The sequence below is a fragment of the Pseudomonas sp. PvP089 genome, assembly GCF_017875165.1.
In the GTDB taxonomy this organism is placed as follows: domain Bacteria; phylum Pseudomonadota; class Gammaproteobacteria; order Pseudomonadales; family Pseudomonadaceae; genus Aquipseudomonas; species Aquipseudomonas fortuita.
In genome coordinates this window covers 6,280,583-6,298,484 of sequence record NZ_JAGGME010000001.1, presented here as the reverse complement: position 1 = coordinate 6,298,484, position 17,902 = coordinate 6,280,583, and the positions used below count along the sequence as shown (strand labels likewise).

The 17,902-nt window shown below is 57.7% G+C and carries 8 protein-coding genes, 2 tRNA genes and 4 rRNA genes; 8 read left to right on the top strand and 6 right to left on the bottom strand.

Annotated features, from left to right (window positions below):
- The first annotated feature begins 435 nt into the window (after window positions 1-435).
- From J3A71_RS28665 to rrf (J3A71_RS28640), 6 genes are all read left to right on the top strand, one after another.
- Window positions 436-1,972 (top strand): 16S ribosomal RNA (locus tag J3A71_RS28665).
- A gap of 85 nt (window positions 1,973-2,057) precedes the next feature.
- Window positions 2,058-2,134, top strand: a tRNA-Ile gene (locus J3A71_RS28660).
- Window positions 2,135-2,158: 24 nt separating this feature from the next.
- Window positions 2,159-2,234 (top strand) — tRNA-Ala (locus tag J3A71_RS28655).
- Window positions 2,235-2,478: 244 nt separating this feature from the next.
- Window positions 2,479-5,371, top strand: a 23S ribosomal RNA gene (locus J3A71_RS28650).
- A 134-nt stretch (window positions 5,372-5,505) separates the two neighbouring features.
- Window positions 5,506-5,621, top strand: a 5S ribosomal RNA gene (gene rrf / locus J3A71_RS28645).
- A gap of 109 nt (window positions 5,622-5,730) precedes the next feature.
- Window positions 5,731-5,846, top strand: a 5S ribosomal RNA gene (gene rrf, locus J3A71_RS28640).
- The 16S, 23S and 5S rRNA genes sit together here with 2 tRNA genes alongside, the layout of an rRNA operon.
- Window positions 5,847-5,912: 66 nt before the next feature.
- Here rrf (J3A71_RS28640) and J3A71_RS28635 read toward each other — a convergent pair.
- The 4 genes from J3A71_RS28635 to J3A71_RS28620 all read right to left on the bottom strand — a co-directional run bounded on the left by J3A71_RS28635 (window position 5,913) and on the right by J3A71_RS28620 (window position 10,759).
- Entirely contained in the window at window positions 5,913-8,327 is a 2,415-nt protein-coding gene (locus J3A71_RS28635) for a TonB-dependent siderophore receptor (RefSeq protein WP_031311795.1), read from the bottom strand.
- A 165-nt stretch (window positions 8,328-8,492) separates the two neighbouring features.
- Entirely contained in the window at window positions 8,493-9,449 is a 957-nt protein-coding gene (locus J3A71_RS28630; protein WP_016484314.1) for a FecR family protein, read from the bottom strand.
- A gap of 4 nt (window positions 9,450-9,453) precedes the next feature.
- Window positions 9,454-9,957: a sigma-70 family RNA polymerase sigma factor gene (locus tag J3A71_RS28625; RefSeq protein WP_096425442.1), complete on the bottom strand. Its 504-nt coding sequence runs from the start codon at window positions 9,955-9,957 to the stop codon at window positions 9,454-9,456.
- Window positions 9,958-10,069: 112 nt separating this feature from the next.
- Window positions 10,070-10,759, bottom strand: a complete 690-nt coding sequence (locus J3A71_RS28620) for a GntR family transcriptional regulator (protein ID WP_016484316.1) — start codon at window positions 10,757-10,759, stop codon at window positions 10,070-10,072.
- A gap of 205 nt (window positions 10,760-10,964) precedes the next feature.
- On the opposite strand from J3A71_RS28620, the gene lapG reads away from it, so the two are divergent.
- Together lapG and lapD are read left to right on the top strand one after the other, a co-directional pair.
- Window positions 10,965-11,726 (top strand): cysteine protease LapG, encoded by a 762-nt coding sequence (gene lapG, locus J3A71_RS28615; protein WP_172901719.1) that lies wholly within the window; start codon window positions 10,965-10,967, stop codon window positions 11,724-11,726.
- 10 nt (window positions 11,727-11,736) lie between these two features.
- A complete protein-coding gene (lapD, locus tag J3A71_RS28610) occupies window positions 11,737-13,683 on the top strand; it encodes a cyclic di-GMP receptor LapD (protein WP_060519916.1) in 1,947 nt (648 codons plus the stop codon).
- Between the two features lie 184 nt (window positions 13,684-13,867).
- Here the strand turns inward: lapD and J3A71_RS28605 are convergent, their stop codons facing one another.
- On the bottom strand, window positions 13,868-15,244 hold the full coding sequence (locus tag J3A71_RS28605) for an HlyD family type I secretion periplasmic adaptor subunit (protein WP_016484319.1): 1,377 nt from the start codon (window positions 15,242-15,244) through the stop codon (window positions 13,868-13,870).
- Window positions 15,234-17,390 (bottom strand): type I secretion system permease/ATPase, encoded by a 2,157-nt coding sequence (locus J3A71_RS28600; RefSeq protein WP_016484320.1) that lies wholly within the window; start codon window positions 17,388-17,390, stop codon window positions 15,234-15,236. Before J3A71_RS28600 ends, J3A71_RS28605 begins: the two co-directional genes overlap by 11 nt.
- Window positions 17,391-17,902 lie beyond the last annotated feature (512 nt).

The window sequence follows — 17,902 nt, the reverse complement described above, 5'->3', positions numbered from 1 at the left end:
CCCCTATCTGCGCATGCAGGTAGGGGTTTTGTCTTTAAGTAGAAGCTCATGCTTCTTCCTGGTAAGCCGCAAGGTCAGCCAGCTGCAGCAAAAAGGTGGTTGACAGCGTTTTTGAATGCTGTATTATTCACCTCCCGCGACGAGAGATCGAAGCGAGTTAAGTGTTTGAAGTTAAACGAGTTTCTCGCAAAAAACTTCAAAATAAACGCTTGACAGGCTCTGAGGAAAGCGTAGAATGCGCGCCTCGGTTGAGACGAAAAGCTCTTAACCAAACGCTCTTTAACAAATCGAATCAAGCAATTCGTGTGGGTGCTTGTGAGTACGGACTGATAGTCAAAAAGATTATCAGCATCACAAGTGACCATGCGAGAAATCACATAGTCATTTGAGATTGCTGAGCCAAGTTTAGGGTTTCTTAAAAACCCAAGCAGTATTGAACTGAAGAGTTTGATCATGGCTCAGATTGAACGCTGGCGGCAGGCCTAACACATGCAAGTCGAGCGGATGAGAAGAGCTTGCTCTTCGATTCAGCGGCGGACGGGTGAGTAATGCCTAGGAATCTGCCTGGTAGTGGGGGACAACGTTTCGAAAGGAACGCTAATACCGCATACGTCCTACGGGAGAAAGCAGGGGACCTTCGGGCCTTGCGCTATCAGATGAGCCTAGGTCGGATTAGCTAGTTGGTGAGGTAATGGCTCACCAAGGCGACGATCCGTAACTGGTCTGAGAGGATGATCAGTCACACTGGAACTGAGACACGGTCCAGACTCCTACGGGAGGCAGCAGTGGGGAATATTGGACAATGGGCGAAAGCCTGATCCAGCCATGCCGCGTGTGTGAAGAAGGTCTTCGGATTGTAAAGCACTTTAAGTTGGGAGGAAGGGCATTAACCTAATACGTTAGTGTTTTGACGTTACCGACAGAATAAGCACCGGCTAACTCTGTGCCAGCAGCCGCGGTAATACAGAGGGTGCAAGCGTTAATCGGAATTACTGGGCGTAAAGCGCGCGTAGGTGGTTTGTTAAGTTGGATGTGAAAGCCCCGGGCTCAACCTGGGAACTGCATCCAAAACTGGCAAGCTAGAGTACGGTAGAGGGTGGTGGAATTTCCTGTGTAGCGGTGAAATGCGTAGATATAGGAAGGAACACCAGTGGCGAAGGCGACCACCTGGACTGATACTGACACTGAGGTGCGAAAGCGTGGGGAGCAAACAGGATTAGATACCCTGGTAGTCCACGCCGTAAACGATGTCAACTAGCCGTTGGAATCCTTGAGATTTTAGTGGCGCAGCTAACGCATTAAGTTGACCGCCTGGGGAGTACGGCCGCAAGGTTAAAACTCAAATGAATTGACGGGGGCCCGCACAAGCGGTGGAGCATGTGGTTTAATTCGAAGCAACGCGAAGAACCTTACCAGGCCTTGACATGCAGAGAACTTTCCAGAGATGGATTGGTGCCTTCGGGAACTCTGACACAGGTGCTGCATGGCTGTCGTCAGCTCGTGTCGTGAGATGTTGGGTTAAGTCCCGTAACGAGCGCAACCCTTGTCCTTAGTTACCAGCACGTTATGGTGGGCACTCTAAGGAGACTGCCGGTGACAAACCGGAGGAAGGTGGGGATGACGTCAAGTCATCATGGCCCTTACGGCCTGGGCTACACACGTGCTACAATGGTCGGTACAGAGGGTTGCCAAGCCGCGAGGTGGAGCTAATCTCACAAAACCGATCGTAGTCCGGATCGCAGTCTGCAACTCGACTGCGTGAAGTCGGAATCGCTAGTAATCGCGAATCAGAATGTCGCGGTGAATACGTTCCCGGGCCTTGTACACACCGCCCGTCACACCATGGGAGTGGGTTGCACCAGAAGTAGCTAGTCTAACCCTCGGGAGGACGGTTACCACGGTGTGATTCATGACTGGGGTGAAGTCGTAACAAGGTAGCCGTAGGGGAACCTGCGGCTGGATCACCTCCTTAATCGACGACATCAGCCTGCTGATGAGCTCCCACACGAATTGCTTGATTCATTGTAAAAGACGATGCTGTAAAGCGACCCTGTTATAGGTCTGTAGCTCAGTTGGTTAGAGCGCACCCCTGATAAGGGTGAGGTCGGCAGTTCAAATCTGCCCAGACCTACCATTACATGGTTTAGCCGTAGAATACGGGGCCATAGCTCAGCTGGGAGAGCGCCTGCCTTGCACGCAGGAGGTCAGCGGTTCGATCCCGCTTGGCTCCACCACTTTCGCCGTACGCAGTAGCTAGTCAGAACTTAGAAATGAACATTCGTGAATGAATGTTGATTTCTGACTTTTGTCAGATCGTTCTTTAAAAATTCGGATATGTGATAGAAATAGACTGAACACCAGTTTCACTGCTGGTGGATCAGGCTAAGGTAAAATTTGTGAGTTCTGCTCGAAAGAGCGACGTGCGAATTTTCGGCGAATGTCGTCTTCACAGTATAACCAGATTGCTTGGGGTTATATGGTCAAGTGAAGAAGCGCATACGGTGGATGCCTTGGCAGTCAGAGGCGATGAAAGACGTGGTAGCCTGCGAAAAGCTTTGGGGAGTCGGCAAACAGACTGTGATCCAGAGATCTCTGAATGGGGGAACCCAGCCAGCATAAGCTGGTTATCTTGTACTGAATACATAGGTGCAAGAGGCGAACCAGGGGAACTGAAACATCTAAGTACCCTGAGGAAAAGAAATCAACCGAGATTCCCTTAGTAGTGGCGAGCGAACGGGGACCAGCCCTTAAGTTGGTTTGAGATTAGTGGAACGCTCTGGAAAGTGCGGCCATAGTGGGTGATAGCCCCGTACACGAAAATCTCTTATCAATGAAATCGAGTAGGACGGAGCACGAGAAACTTTGTCTGAATATGGGGGGACCATCCTCCAAGGCTAAATACTACTGACTGACCGATAGTGAACTAGTACCGTGAGGGAAAGGCGAAAAGAACCCCGGAGAGGGGAGTGAAATAGATCCTGAAACCGTATGCGTACAAGCAGTGGGAGCCTACTTTGTTAGGTGACTGCGTACCTTTTGTATAATGGGTCAGCGACTTATATTCAGTGGCGAGCTTAACCGAATAGGGGAGGCGTAGCGAAAGCGAGTCTTAATAGGGCGTTTAGTCGCTGGGTATAGACCCGAAACCGGGCGATCTATCCATGGGCAGGTTGAAGGTTAGGTAACACTGACTGGAGGACCGAACCGACTACCGTTGAAAAGTTAGCGGATGACCTGTGGATCGGAGTGAAAGGCTAATCAAGCTCGGAGATAGCTGGTTCTCCTCGAAAGCTATTTAGGTAGCGCCTCATGTATCACTGTAGGGGGTAGAGCACTGTTTCGGCTAGGGGGTCATCCCGACTTACCAAACCGATGCAAACTCCGAATACCTACAAGTGCCGAGCATGGGAGACACACGGCGGGTGCTAACGTCCGTCGTGAAAAGGGAAACAACCCAGACCGTCAGCTAAGGTCCCAAAGTCATGGTTAAGTGGGAAACGATGTGGGGAGGCTTAGACAGCTAGGAGGTTGGCTTAGAAGCAGCCACCCTTTAAAGAAAGCGTAATAGCTCACTAGTCGAGTCGGCCTGCGCGGAAGATGTAACGGGGCTCAAACCATGCACCGAAGCTACGGGTATCACCTTTTGGTGATGCGGTAGAGGAGCGTTCTGTAAGCCTGTGAAGGTGAGTTGAGAAGCTTGCTGGAGGTATCAGAAGTGCGAATGCTGACATGAGTAACGACAATGCGAGTGAAAAACTCGCACGCCGAAAGACCAAGGTTTCCTGCGCAACGTTAATCGACGCAGGGTTAGTCGGTCCCTAAGGCGAGGCTGAAAAGCGTAGTCGATGGAAAACAGGTTAATATTCCTGTACTTCCAGTTATTGCGATGGAGGGACGGAGAAGGTTAGGCCAGCCTGGCGTTGGTTGTCCAGGTTTAAGGTGGTAGGCTGAAATCTTAGGCAAATCCGGGATTTCAAGGCCGAGAGCTGATGACGAGTTGCCTTTAGGCGACGAAGTGGTTGATACCATGCTTCCAAGAAAAGCTCCTAAGCTTCAGATAACTGGGAACCGTACCCCAAACCGACACAGGTGGTTAGGTAGAGAATACCAAGGCGCTTGAGAGAACTCGGGTGAAGGAACTAGGCAAAATGGCACCGTAACTTCGGGAGAAGGTGCGCCGGCGAGGGTTAAGGACTTGCTCCGTAAGCCCATGCCGGTCGAAGATACCAGGCCGCTGCGACTGTTTATTAAAAACACAGCACTCTGCAAACACGAAAGTGGACGTATAGGGTGTGACGCCTGCCCGGTGCCGGAAGGTTAATTGATGGGGTTAGCGCAAGCGAAGCTCTTGATCGAAGCCCCGGTAAACGGCGGCCGTAACTATAACGGTCCTAAGGTAGCGAAATTCCTTGTCGGGTAAGTTCCGACCTGCACGAATGGCGTAACGATGGCGGCGCTGTCTCCACCCGAGACTCAGTGAAATTGAAATCGCTGTGAAGATGCAGTGTATCCGCGGCTAGACGGAAAGACCCCGTGAACCTTTACTATAGCTTTGCACTGGACTTTGAATTTGCTTGTGTAGGATAGGTGGGAGGCTTTGAAGTGGGGACGCCAGTTCTCATGGAGCCATCCTTGAAATACCACCCTGGCAACTTTGAGGTTCTAACTCAGGTCCGTTATCCGGATCGAGGACAGTGTATGGTGGGTAGTTTGACTGGGGCGGTCTCCTCCCAAAGAGTAACGGAGGAGTACGAAGGTGCGCTCAGACCGGTCGGAAATCGGTCGTAGAGTATAAAGGCAAAAGCGCGCTTGACTGCGAGACACACACGTCGAGCAGGTACGAAAGTAGGTCTTAGTGATCCGGTGGTTCTGTATGGAAGGGCCATCGCTCAACGGATAAAAGGTACTCCGGGGATAACAGGCTGATACCGCCCAAGAGTTCATATCGACGGCGGTGTTTGGCACCTCGATGTCGGCTCATCACATCCTGGGGCTGAAGCCGGTCCCAAGGGTATGGCTGTTCGCCATTTAAAGTGGTACGCGAGCTGGGTTTAGAACGTCGTGAGACAGTTCGGTCCCTATCTGCCGTGGACGTTTGAGATTTGAGAGGGGCTGCTCCTAGTACGAGAGGACCGGAGTGGACGAACCTCTGGTGTTCCGGTTGTCACGCCAGTGGCATTGCCGGGTAGCTATGTTCGGAAGAGATAACCGCTGAAAGCATCTAAGCGGGAAACTTGCCTCAAGATGAGATCTCACTGGGATCTTGAATCCCCTAAAGGGCCGTCGAAGACTACGACGTTGATAGGTTGGGTGTGTAAGCGCTGTGAGGCGTTGAGCTAACCAATACTAATTGCCCGTGAGGCTTGACCATATAACACCCAAGCAATTTGCTCGCGCAGATTGCGGTGGTGAAGATGATACGAACCGAAAGTTCGCAACGAACCACAAACATCACATATCCGGATTCGCTGGGCTGTTCATCTGGACATTCTGGCTACAGAATTTCTTGACGACCATAGAGCATTGGAACCACCTGATCCCATCCCGAACTCAGCAGTGAAACGATGCATCGCCGATGGTAGTGTGGGGTTTCCCCATGTGAGAGTAGGTCATCGTCAAGATTCATTTCGCAAAACCCCTATCTGCGCATGCAGGTAGGGGTTTTGTCTTTAAGTAGGAACTACAGAGATTCGCAGGCACGTCCGAGTGACGGGCCAGCACACAGAATTTCTTGACGACCATAGAGCATTGGAACCACCTGATCCCATCCCGAACTCAGCAGTGAAACGATGCATCGCCGATGGTAGTGTGGGGTTTCCCCATGTGAGAGTAGGTCATCGTCAAGATTCAAACCCAAAGCCCCTGTCTGCAATGCAGACAGGGGCTTTGTCTTTTCTGGGTAGTTGTATCGGTCAGAACTGATAGCTGACCGTGGCGCTCAAATTGCGTTCCTCACCCATGTAGCAGTAGTTCAGGCTGGCACATGAGGTGATGTAGCTTTCATTGGTAAGGTTGTTGGCGTTAAGGCGCACATCCACGCCCCTGAGCCCAACCTTGCTCAGGTCATAGCCGAGCGAAGCGTCTAACACAGTGTAGGAAGGCACCTTCATGCTGTTTTCCGCATCTACCCAGCTGTAGCCCACATACCGCACGCCACCGCCCAGCCTCAGGCCATCCAGAGGCCCTTGGTGGAAGTTGTAGTCAGCCCAAAGCGAGAACATCTGTTTCGGTGCCTGGGTTGGCGAATTGCCCTTGTTGTCCAGGCTGGCCGACGTCAGGCTCGGCATCGACCGGGAATATTCGATATCGGTGAAGGTGTAGCCGCCTAGCAGTTTGAGGCTGTCGGTCACCTGCACATGTGCCTCCAGCTCCAGCCCTTGGGAACGTACTTCACCTACCGGGCGATAGAAATTTTCGTCAGGCTGCTTCGAAGCCAGGTTTTCCTGCTCGATGCGGAACACCGATGCGGTGAACAGGTTGTCGCTGCCCGGAGGCTGATACTTGATGCCGGCTTCCCATTGAGTGCCTTCGGTCGGTGCCAGGGGGCGGCCTTCCTGGTCGGACACGGTATTGGGATTGAACGACTCCGAGTAGCTGACATAGGGCGCAATGCCGTTCTCGAACAGGTAGAGCACCCCGGCCCGAGTAGTAAATTTGGTGCGTTGATCGTTGACCTTGGTGTCGCTGTCGCGATTCTCCTCGGACACCTTCACCCAGTCCTGACGAAGCCCCAAGGAGAAGCGCCACTGGTCCAGCTCCACCAGATCCTGCAGATACGCACCTGTTTGCTGCAAGCGCCGCTGGTAGCGGTTTTCGCCCAGGACCTCAAGGTTGCCATTGCCATACTGCGGGTTAGCTGCGTCCAGCGGGTCGACCGTGCCATAACGCCATGCGACGTCGGCTTTGCGCCGCTGGTAGTCGGCGCCCAGCAGCAGGGTATGTTTGGCAGCTCCAGTGAAGAATTCCGCCTGCAGCATATTGTCGATGATGTACGAATGCAGGCGCTCGTCGCCGCCGGTATAGGCGCGGTTGAGGATGTTGCTGTCGGCATCCGTCCAGCCGGCTGAGTACACCTGGTCCATGGAGACGTCGGAATCCTGGTAACGGAAGTTCTGCCGCGCGGTGAACACATCATTGAAGCGGTGCTCGAACTGGTAGCTGAACGACTGCTGGGTACGTTCGTAATTGTCGATGCCCGGCTCGCCCTCGAAGAAGTGGTCTGACAAGCGCAAGCCGTTGCGTTTGTGCAGCATGCCGTCTGCAGGGTTACCGCCATGGTACCCGCCGTTAGGGTCGTGCTGGAGGTAAGCCTGCAATGTGAGCGAGGTGTCTTCGGTAAAGTCGACGCTGATGGCCGGGGCGATGGTGTAGCGTTCTTCCTTGTTGTGGTCGAACTGGGTATCGGATGCATCCGCCAGGCCTGTCAGGCGATAAGCAATGCGCTTGTCATCATCTACAGGGCCACTGAAATCGAAACCCATGCCACGCTGGCCTTGGGTGCCAACCGTGGCCTGAACCTGATGGTAGGGAGTAAACAGCGGCTTCTTGGTGGTCAGGGCGACCAGGCCCCCCGGCGAGCTTCGCCCATACAGTACCGAAGATGGGCCCTTGAGAATGTCGATGCGCTCCAGGAAGTACGGGTCTACCTGCATGGTGCTGTAGGTGCCGTTGTCGCCCATCGACTTGAGGCCATCGACGTAGATGTTATCCACAGAGCCGTCGTTGAAGCCGCGCATCGCGACATAGTCATAGCGATGGGTGGCACCGTAAGGATTGGTCATCACCCCAGGCGTGTAGCGCATGGCCTGGGCAACGGTCTGTGAGCCCTGGTCGTCCATCTGCTGGCGAGTAACGACCGAGACGGATTGGGACGTCTCCACCAACGGTGTGCTCGTCTTGGTCGCCACTTGGCTGTGCGTAGCGTTGTAACCCTCCATGCTGCCGAGCGCATTACCGAGGGAGAAGCCACGGATATCGGTGTCCGGCAATGACAGGGCGGTGTCCTGGGGCTGTACCTGCAGCACATAGCTACGTCCATCCTGGCTGACGGCTTCCAGGCCGCTGCCATTGAGCATTTGGCGCAGTGCTTGATCGGTAGCGTACTGCCCCTGAAGGCCGTCAGACCGCAGGCCATCTGTGAGCTGAGGTGTACTCGACAGGGTTATGCCGGCCTGGCGGGCAAACTGATTGAGAACGTCGGCCAGTTGACCGGCCGGGATTGCATAGTGATGACTCACTTGAGCTGTTGCAGCCGCTGCGCAAAGTTGCGGAGCAAATGCCAAGCCCAATGCAGTACCAAACAGAGCCGCCCGGACAGCGTGGCGCAAGCGTGCTGATTGCAGGACAGGTCGATAATCATTCAAGTTGGAAGTGTCGGTTACCACCGGGTTGATAGGCATGCAGGGTCCGTTGAAGAGTTGAGGGCAGAAGGTGTCGCTTACTGTCCTAGCCGGACCGCGATTGAAAACCCGCCATAAATCAACAAGGCGTTGTCAGGTCATGCTCTCTACACGTACCCACCAGCGTGTACGGTGACGAAGCCTAACGGGCAGTGTCTGTGGCAGCAGCTGGAGCAAACGTTCCGGATCTTCGAGGCGGAACACCCCCGACAGGCGCAGATCGGCGATCTCGTCGCTGCAGCCCAGGTAACCATGGCGATAACGGCTGACCTGCGCGAGGAAGTCGGACAGGCGCATGTCCTGGGTAACGATCAGCCCTTCAGTCCAGGCCATCGCATCCATGTTCAGGTGCGCGAGCGGGTGCGCCCCCTCAGCATCCAGCCGCCAGTTCTGGCCGCTTTCAATCCACAGCAATTGACCATTGCCAGGTCGGTGGATCGCCACTTTGCCGTGGCTGACGCTGACACGTGTGCAGTCGTTGTCCTGATAGGCTACAAAGCGTCCTTCGAACCCTTCCAGCAGCGCATCGCGAGTTTGTACCAGTACGGGATGCCGGGCGTTGCAGGTAATCATCAGCTCCCCCTGCTTCAGGCGGACCATACGCTGCTGCTCATTGAAGGCCAGGTCCACAGCACTGCGGGTATTGAGTTGTAGCAGTGAGCCACCAGGCAAGGTAAAGACGCGTCGCTCACCGGTGCCGGTGGCATAGTCCGACGCCCACGCACTGATGGCATCGAGGTCCTTGGCCAGCCATGCCGCCGACCCAGCCATGACAACGCCGCCAAGCAGCTTCAGCGCTTGCCGGCGGTGCAGGCGCTGCTGGCTGGTTTCCAGGGTCTGCAACGCCAGCCCTGCACCCGGGATCGAGCGCAGGTCAAGGTCCTGATGCAGGTGTACTACCCGTTGCCAGGCTTGCTCATGTTCGTGGTGGGCACTGCGCCATTGCGCGCACTGTTGCTGCAAGGTCGGCTCATGCCCGCTCTCACGCAGACGCAGCATCCACTGGATGGCCTGCTTGACCGCTTTTGCATCAGGGCGTGCGGCACTCATTGGCTCAACACTCGTCTTCGTAGCGCAGCACATAGCAATGGTAGAGCGCATCAGCGATGTAACGCTCCACCGTACGCACTGAGATCCCCATCTGCTCGGCAATGGCCTGATGCTTCAGCCCCTCGCATTGGGCCAGGAGGAAGGCGCGACGTACCTTGGGTTTGAGGCCGTCGAGCATGCGCGCAATACGTTCAAGCAACTCCAGCAGCAGCTCGCGGGTTTCGGCTGATGGAGACTGTGCTTCCGGCACATGGGCCAATGCCTCCAGGTAGGCCCGGTGCAGCTCCTCGCGGCGCCAGTGATCGATGATCAGCCCACGGGCTACCGTGCGCAAGAAGGCCCTAGGGGTGTTTAGCTGCAGGTGTTCGCGGCGTTGCAGCAAGCGGACGAAGGTGTCATGGGCCAGGTCTGCGGCATCGGCGGCATTGCCCAGCTTGCTGCGTAGCCAGGCGTGTAACCAACCGTGGTGGTTACTGTAGAGCGTTTGCACGGAGTCATTGCTGGGCATAGGGGGAGGGTGCTGGCATCAATGGACATGAATGATAATTAGTCTCATTGTTGGCGCGGCGAGCTGAATTTGCAACCCATCTGCTCGCCCCGCACATAAGGCCAGTTACGGGCTAACGCCCTCGCTGGGTATCAAGATAGTTGCGGATCACCAAAGCCCCGCTATTGAGGTGCCGTTCCAGCACCGCTACCGCCTCGTCCACCAGCTTGTCGCTGGCGGCATCTACCAGTGCGTTGTGATCGTCCTGGGTCAGCTTGCCCAAGCCCATGGATGAAAGATGAAAACGCAGGAAGCGTTCTTCTTCGTTCAGTTCGTCCTCGATCAGTCGCAACAGCTTCCTGTTCGACGCCTTGCTGTACAACGTCATATGGAGCAAGCGATTCAGTCGGCCGATTTCGGCGTGGCGGGTTTCGTTCTCCAGTTGCTGGATATAGCCACGTGCGCTGGCGATGTCGCTGGCATCCAGCAGCGGGATAGACTGGCGCAGCGCTTCGCTCTCCAGCAGAACACGCAGGGCATAGGTATCCACCGCATCCTCGCCGATCAGCGGCGCAACCACCGCACCTTTGTGCATCTCCACTTTCAGCAGCGATTGCGCTTCAAGCTGGCGCAGGGCTTCGCGCACGGGCATGCGGCTGACACCAAACAAGGTGGCGAGCTCTTGTTGTCGCACGGCGGTGCCAGGGGGCAGGCGGCCATCGAGGATGGCGCTACGCAGGCGTTCTTCGATCACGGCACGGGCCTGGTGCGGCGACAGCTGCTCGCTGACCAGCACATTGCTCAATTTGATTTTTTCGGCCACGCGACGTCTGCCTCAACGATGACTAAAGTTGGATCCAATGACACTAGTAACAGCTTGGGGGAGTTGTCAAACCAAGGCCCGGATTGGAACGGGCGCCCCAAAAGCGCGGCTATGGTGGATGAAGTCACGTGCCAAAGGAAGCAGGCTATAGAAGGATATAAACAGAAAGTGTAGGCGGGCTGACAGGCGGATGCATGATTGCAGGGTGCCATTGTTTTTTGCGGTAGCAAGCCGCACCATCGCTGCTTTCGACTGGCCTGAACAGGGCTTGGCAGTGGCGATATCCTGGATGTTCAAAACCGTTGTGCGATGTGTCGGCTTTGCCGCGCTGCTGGGCAGTCTGCTGCTGGGCGGCTTGCACGCGGATTGGGATTTCTCCCAGATCAGCCGCAAGTCGCAGGCCCTGTATGGCCCTCTGGGTGCCGGGCAGGGCCGTATCGATGCGTGGCAGAACCTGATGGCCACGCAGAAGCAGGGTACTGAGCTTGAGCGGCTGCAAGTGGTCAACCGTTTCTTCAACCAGCAATTGCGCTATGTAGAGGACATCGACCTGTGGCACGAGGTCGACTACTGGGCGACACCGGTGCAGGCACTGATCAAAGGTGCCGGGGACTGCGAGGACTACGCCATCGCCAAATATTTCAGCCTGCGGCGCATGGGTATACCCAGCGAAAAACTACGCATCACCTACGTCAAGGCGTTGCGGCAGAACCGGGCACACATGGTCCTGACTTATTATTCGAACCCACAGGCCCAGCCCTTGGTGCTCGATAGCCTGATGGATGCCATCAAGCCGGCAAGCCAACGTACCGACCTGCTGCCGGTTTACGCTTTCAATGGCGAAGGCTTGTGGCTGACGGGCGCAACAGGCAACAAGAAGGTCGGCGATACCAAGCGGCTGTCACGCTGGCAGGATTTGCTGAAGAAAATGCAGGCCGAAGGGTTCCCGGCCGAGCCGGTTTACTGAAGGAGCACAGATGTCACTGTTCAAACAATTGCTGTTGGCCATTTGCCTGTTCCTGGTAGTCGCCTTCAGTGGCAGTTTCATGGTCAGCCTGGAAAGCTCACGCAGCCAGTACGTCAACCAGCTGCGGTCGCACGCCCAGGATGCAGCGACCGCGCTGGCGTTATCGCTGACGCCGAATATCGACGACCCGGCGATGGTCGAGCTGATGGTCAGCTCGATCTTCGACAGTGGTTACTATGCGAGCATCAAGGTCGTCGATCTGGGCTCCAATGCCGTGCTGGTGGAGCGCCACGCGGAGCCGGACCCTGGCGGCGTACCTGCCTGGTTCGTGCACCTGATTGGCCTTGAGGCCGCTGGTGGCGACGCCATCGTCAGCCGTGGCTGGCAACAGGCCGCGCGGGTAGAGGTGATCAGCCACCCCATGTTTGCCATTGCCAAACTCTGGCAAAGCGCCTTGGGCAGCTTGGGCTGGTTGCTGCTGTGCGGAGCGGCCAGCGCCGTGCTCGGCGCCTTGCTGCTGCGCCGCCAGTTGCGGCCTCTGGACTATATGGTCGAGCAATCCCACGCCATTGCGCGTCGTGAATTCCTCAGCCTGCCTGAGTTGCCGCGCACACCGGAGCTGCGCCGTGTGGTGCAGGCGATGAACCAGATGGTCGAGAAGCTCAAGGCGCTGTTCACCGAGCAGGCCGAGCGCAGCGAACGGCTGCGTGCGGAGTCCTACCAGGACAGCCTGACCGGGCTATCGAACCGCCGCTATTTCGAAATGCAGTTGAACACCCGGGTAAGCAACCTGGAAGACGCGCGCGCCGGCTACCTGCTGTTACTGCGTGTCCAAGGGCTGGCGGGGCTGAACGCACGCCTTGGCGGCCAGCGTACCGACCAGTTGCTGCAGGCCGTGGGTGAGCAGTTGCGCCGCACCTGTGCCAGCTTCCCGGAAACCAACGACCTGATTTCCCGCAGCCGCGGTGGCGAGTTTGCCGTGCTGGCGCCGGGCATGGTGCATGAAGAAGCGGTGAACCTTGCCCAGGCCTTGGAGGCAACGCTGCAGAGCCTGCACGAAACGGGCGCCAGTGATATCGACCCGGTGGCTTGTATTGGCCTCGCGCCGTTCAGCCCAGGCGATTCTCCACAGGCTTTGCTGAAGCTCGCCGATGAGGCTTTGGCCCGTGCCGAAAACCAGCCAACGCCAGGGTGGGTATGCCTTGAACAAGGCGTGGCTGCAGTTGCTGCCGATAGCCAGCACGCCTGGCACGAGCGTCTCGATCAGGCGTTCAACAATGGGCATTTCGAGCTGTTCTTCCAGCCGGTGGTGGATTGCACTTCGGTGCAACGGGTACTGCACCACAAGGTGATTTCACGCTTGCAGGATGGTCAGGGCGAGGCATTGCCGGCGGGCCGCTTCCTGCCCTGGCTGGAGCGCTTTGGCTGGATGCCGCGACTGGACGTGCTGGTGCTGGAGAAAGTATTGACGCACCTGCGTGGGCATGACCAGGTGCTGGCGCTGAACCTGTCCGCCGCTACATTGGCCGACCCCAAGGCCCTGCACCGCATCTTTGAACTGCTGGGCCAGAATGCGGCGCTCGGCCCGCGGCTGGTTTTTGAAATTGGCGAGGAACAGTTGCCTGAGCAGGCAGCCTTGGAACAACTCACCCGGCGCCTGCACGGGTTGGGCTTCGGGCTAGCGTTGCAGCGCTTTGGCGGGCGCTTCAGCATGATCGGCAACCTGGCCCACCTGGGCCTGGCGTACCTGAAGATTGACGGTAGCTACATTCGCAACATCGACCATGAGCAGCACAAGCGGCTGTTCATCGAGGCGATCCAGCGTGCGGCGCACAGCATCGACCTGCCGCTGATTGCTGAGCGGGTCGAGACAGAAGGTGAGCGGCGGGTGTTGCAGGAGATGGGGGTAGGCGGCATTCAGGGGCAACTGGTAGGTGAACCTGCGCCCTGGCGCTGATCACACTTGACCACCGACAACCCAGCAGATACGACGCTGCCCGTGGCACCAGCGCCGTACCTGTGGGAGCGGGTTTACCCGCGAACACGGGCGAAGCCCGTGCCACCCATCGCGTTGCCTGCTTCGCGGGTAAACCCGCTCCTACAGGTGTTGCGTTGACCCTGGGGCATTCATATCTCGTCTGTCAGCGCTCGCGCAGCGCCTCCGAACGCGCCTTCATGATCGGCTTGAGCAAGTAGCTCATGATGGTCTTCTTGCCGGTCATGATATCCACCGTCGCCACCATCCCCGGAATGATCAGCAGCGGCTTCTCGTCGGTTCCCAGGTGGCTGCGGTCGGTGCGCAGCTTGATCAGGTAGTAGGTGGTCTTTTTGTCTTCGTCGGTGATGGTGTCGGCGCCGATCTGCTCCAGCTTGGCCTTGAGCCCACCGTAGATGGTGTAGTCGTAGGCCGTGAACTTGACGGTTGCCTCCTGGCCAGGGTGCAGGAAGGCGATGTCCTTGGGCAGGATCTTCGCTTCGATGACCAGCGTGTCGTCCAGTGGTACCACCTCGATGATATCGCTGCCAGGCTGGATCACCCCACCAATGGTGTTGACCAGCATCTGCTTGACGATACCGCGTACAGGCGAAGTGACCATGGTGCGGTGCACCCGATCGTCCAGTGCCTTGCTGGTGGCCGTGGCCTTGTTCAGCTCGGTGCGTGCTTCGTTCAGCTGGGTCAGCGCTTCACTGCGGAATTTGCCTCGGGTTTCCTCGATCTTGCTTTGCACCTCGCGGATGGCCGCCTCGGCACGGGGGATGGCCAGCGCGGTGGAGTCCAGCTGCCCACGGTTCTCCACTTCGGCGCGGCGCAGGCGCAGCACTTCGACCTGGGAGATTGCGCCGGTTGCCACCAGCGGTTCGGACATGCCGATTTCTTTGCGCAGCAACTCAAGGCTGTTGGCGTACTGGGCGCGTTTGGAGCTGTACTCACGCAGCTCTTGCTGGCGCTGGACCAGCTGCTGCTGCAGGCCGCCAATTTCGTCCTGCAGTTGCTGGCGCCGGCTCTGGTACAGCGACTCTTCACTGGCTGCCTGGCTTGGTGCCGCTTTGCGCAGTTCTTCGTCGATCTTCAGCGGGCGGTCCTCTACCTCGGCACTCAGGCGTTCGACCCGCAGAGCCATGGACTGTCGGTCAGCTTCGGTTTCACCAACGTTGGAGGCGAAGCGGGTTTCATCCAGACGCAGCAATGGCTGGCCGACTTCGACGATTTGCCCTTCCTTGGCGAAGATTTCGGCGACGATACCGCCCTCCAGGTTCTGAATCTTCTGCACTTTGGAAGACGGAATGGCCTTGCCTTCGCCCCGCGTGACCTCGTCGATGGGGGCGACGCTGGCCCACACGATCAAGAACACGAAGAACAGGATCACGCCCCAGATGGTCAGCCGCACAACCCGCGGCGCATCTTCGATCAGGGCCTTGTTGACCTCTGGCAGCGGCTGCCCGCCCAGTGAATCGGAACCTTTGAAGTAGCGCCGCAGGCCATCCTTGAATTGCCCAATATCCAGCTTATGCAACACTGATCTGCCCCTTCTTCAGCGCATCCATGACCGCGGCTTTCGGGCCGTCGGCGACAATCTGCCCGCGATCGATCACGATCAGCCGGTCCACCAGCGACAGCAGGGAGGCGCGGTGCGTGACCAACAGCACCGTCTTGCCTTCCACCACCGCTTGCAGGCGCTGCTTGAGGCGCTCTTCGCCGGTGTTGTCCATGGCACTGGTGGGCTCGTCTAGCAACAGGATCTGCGGGTTGAGCAGCAGCGCACGGCCCAGGGCGACGTTCTGCCGCTGGCCGCCGGACAGGTTCTGCCCGCGCTCACCCACTTGCAGTTCGTAACCGTCCGGGTGCAAGCGGGCGAATTCATGCACACCTGCCAGCTCGGCGGCCTGCAGGATCAGCTCGTCCTCGATGTAGCGGGCACCGCTGACCAGGTTGTCGCGCAGGGTGCCGGCCAGCAGCTGGATGTCCTGCGGTACATAGCCGATGTTGTGGCGCAGTTCGCTGACGTCGATTTGGCGAATGTCCACGCCATCGACCAGCAGCGAGCCGCCATCGGCCTCATACAGACCGACGATGAGCTTGGCCAGCGAGCTCTTGCCCGAACCACTGCGCCCGATGATGCCGACCTTCTCGCCGGGGCGGATGGTCAGGTTGATGTTTTTCAGCGCCATGTTCTGCTGGTTCGGGTAGGTGAAATCGACCCCGCGGAACTCGACACTGCCCTGCAGTACCTTACGGCTCAGTGGGCGCTCCTCGAAGTTGCGCTCTTGCGGCAGTTCCATCATGTGGTCGGTGGCAACCATGGTTACCTTGGCCTGCTGGTAGCGGGCGAGCAAACCGTTGAGCTGGCCCAGCGGGCCGAGGGCACGGCCGCTGAGCATGTAGCACGCCACCAGGCCGCCCATGCTCAGGTTGCCGTCGATGATCAGGTACACGCCGACGCAGATCATCGCCACGCCAGCCAGCTGCTGGATCAGCAGGGTGATGTTCATCGCCAGGCTCGACAGCACCTTCACGCGCAGTTCCAGGCGGCTGAGGGTGCCGAGGGTCTGCTCCCACATGTACTGGCGTTCGCTTTCGGCGTTGTTGACCTTTACCGCATCCAGGCCGGCGAGGGTCTCGATCAGGCTGGACTGGCGCTCGGAGGCCAGGGCCATGGTCCGTTCCATGGTCGCCATCAGCGGCCGTTGCAAGGCATAGCCGATGCCCAGGGCCAGCGGGAAGGCAATGATCGGGATCCACACCAAGTGCCCGCCAATGATGGCGATGACGATCAGGATAAGGACGGTGAACGGCAGGTCGATAAGGCTGGTCAGGGTCAGTGAGGCGAGGAAGTCGCGTAGGCCCTGGAACTCGTGAATGTTCTGGGCAAAGCTGCCGACCCTGGCCGGGCGGTACTTCATCGACATGCCGACGATGCGCTCGAACAGCGTCGCCGAGATGATCAGGTCGGTCTTCTTGCCGGCCAGGTCCAGGCACAAGCCGCGCAGGCCCTTGAGGATCAGGTCGAAGATGTAGGCGCCGGCGATACCGATGGCCAGCACCCAGAGCGTTGACGTTGCCTGGTTGGGCACTACACGGTCGTACACGTTCATCACGAACAGCGGCGCGGCCAGGGCGATCAGGTTGATCACCAGGCTGGCGGCGATGGCGTCGATATACAGCCACTTGCTGCGCAGCAGGGTATCGCGGAACCACGACTTTGCCCGCGGGATGAGGTTGCCGTGGTTGACGTCGAACTTGTGCTGCGGCTGGGCAAAGAACACCCGGCCGCTATAGTCGCTTTGCAGGGCTTCGCGGCTTACATGCACCTCGCCGCCATCGCTCTCGCTGAGCAACAGGCGCGCGGTGTCTTCGTTCTCCCAGCCCAGCAGGACGGCACTGCGGCCTTCCTTTAGCAGCAGCATCGCAGGCATGGCGATGCTCGGGATCTGTTCCAGCTTGCGCTGCAACAGGCGCCCTTGCAGACCGGCCCGGGCGGCGGCGCGGGGCAGCAGCTCGGGGCTCAGGCGCTGGGCGGGTAGCGGCAGCCCGGTGGTCAGCATGACCCGACTGGCGGGTTTCTGGTGCAGGACACACAGGCTCAGCAGGCTATCCAGCAAGGGATCGTCATGCTGACTGCGTGGATCATGGTTGAGTTGGACTCGACTGACTTCAGATTCCACGCGGCGCTCTCTTCATCCTTGTGGTGGGTGGGGTGGCTGTGCCGGCATTAAGGTCGGGCCGGCTCGCCCTGGCGTTCAATGGTACTGCCAAGCGGTGTAGGTGAGGCCTACAAGGCCCTTTGGCTGAGCAGACGGCCAATGGTCGCCTCGAATCGATACTGAGTAAACAATTGTACGTCGTTCATTGCTACCAGGCTGCTCCTGAGCAAGGGTGTTTCATTTTTGATCCAGTGTGCATGCAGGCTGAAGCATTTTCAGCAGCATAGACTGCCCGCGGGGCGAGTGAGAATTGCCGTCGGTGATCGATCTTTTTCGTCGTCAGTAAATGGGCGCTGATTTGTTGACGGTCTTATAGGTATCGATCGTTAAAATTCATCGGCGTAAGTCTGTTTGCACGCTCGGTTCTGGTTCAGAAATCGTCAATGTTTTGCCATCATCGCCGTGTGGTTATCTGCGCAATCGTTCTCTATCCCTTTGATCTGCGATGAAGTGTTGTTGCACGTCACGCGCTC

What these genes read in the sequence shown, in the direction of transcription:
- J3A71_RS28625 (WP_096425442.1), bottom strand. Translation starts at nt 9,957, where the DNA reads ATGCCCAGCAATGACTCCGTGCAAACGCTCTACAGTAACCACCACGGT.
- lapD (WP_060519916.1), top strand. Translation starts at nt 11,737, where the DNA reads ATGTCACTGTTCAAACAATTGCTGTTGGCCATTTGCCTGTTCCTGGTA.
- J3A71_RS28630 (WP_016484314.1), bottom strand. Translation starts at nt 9,449, where the DNA reads ATGAGTGCCGCACGCCCTGATGCAAAAGCGGTCAAGCAGGCCATCCAG.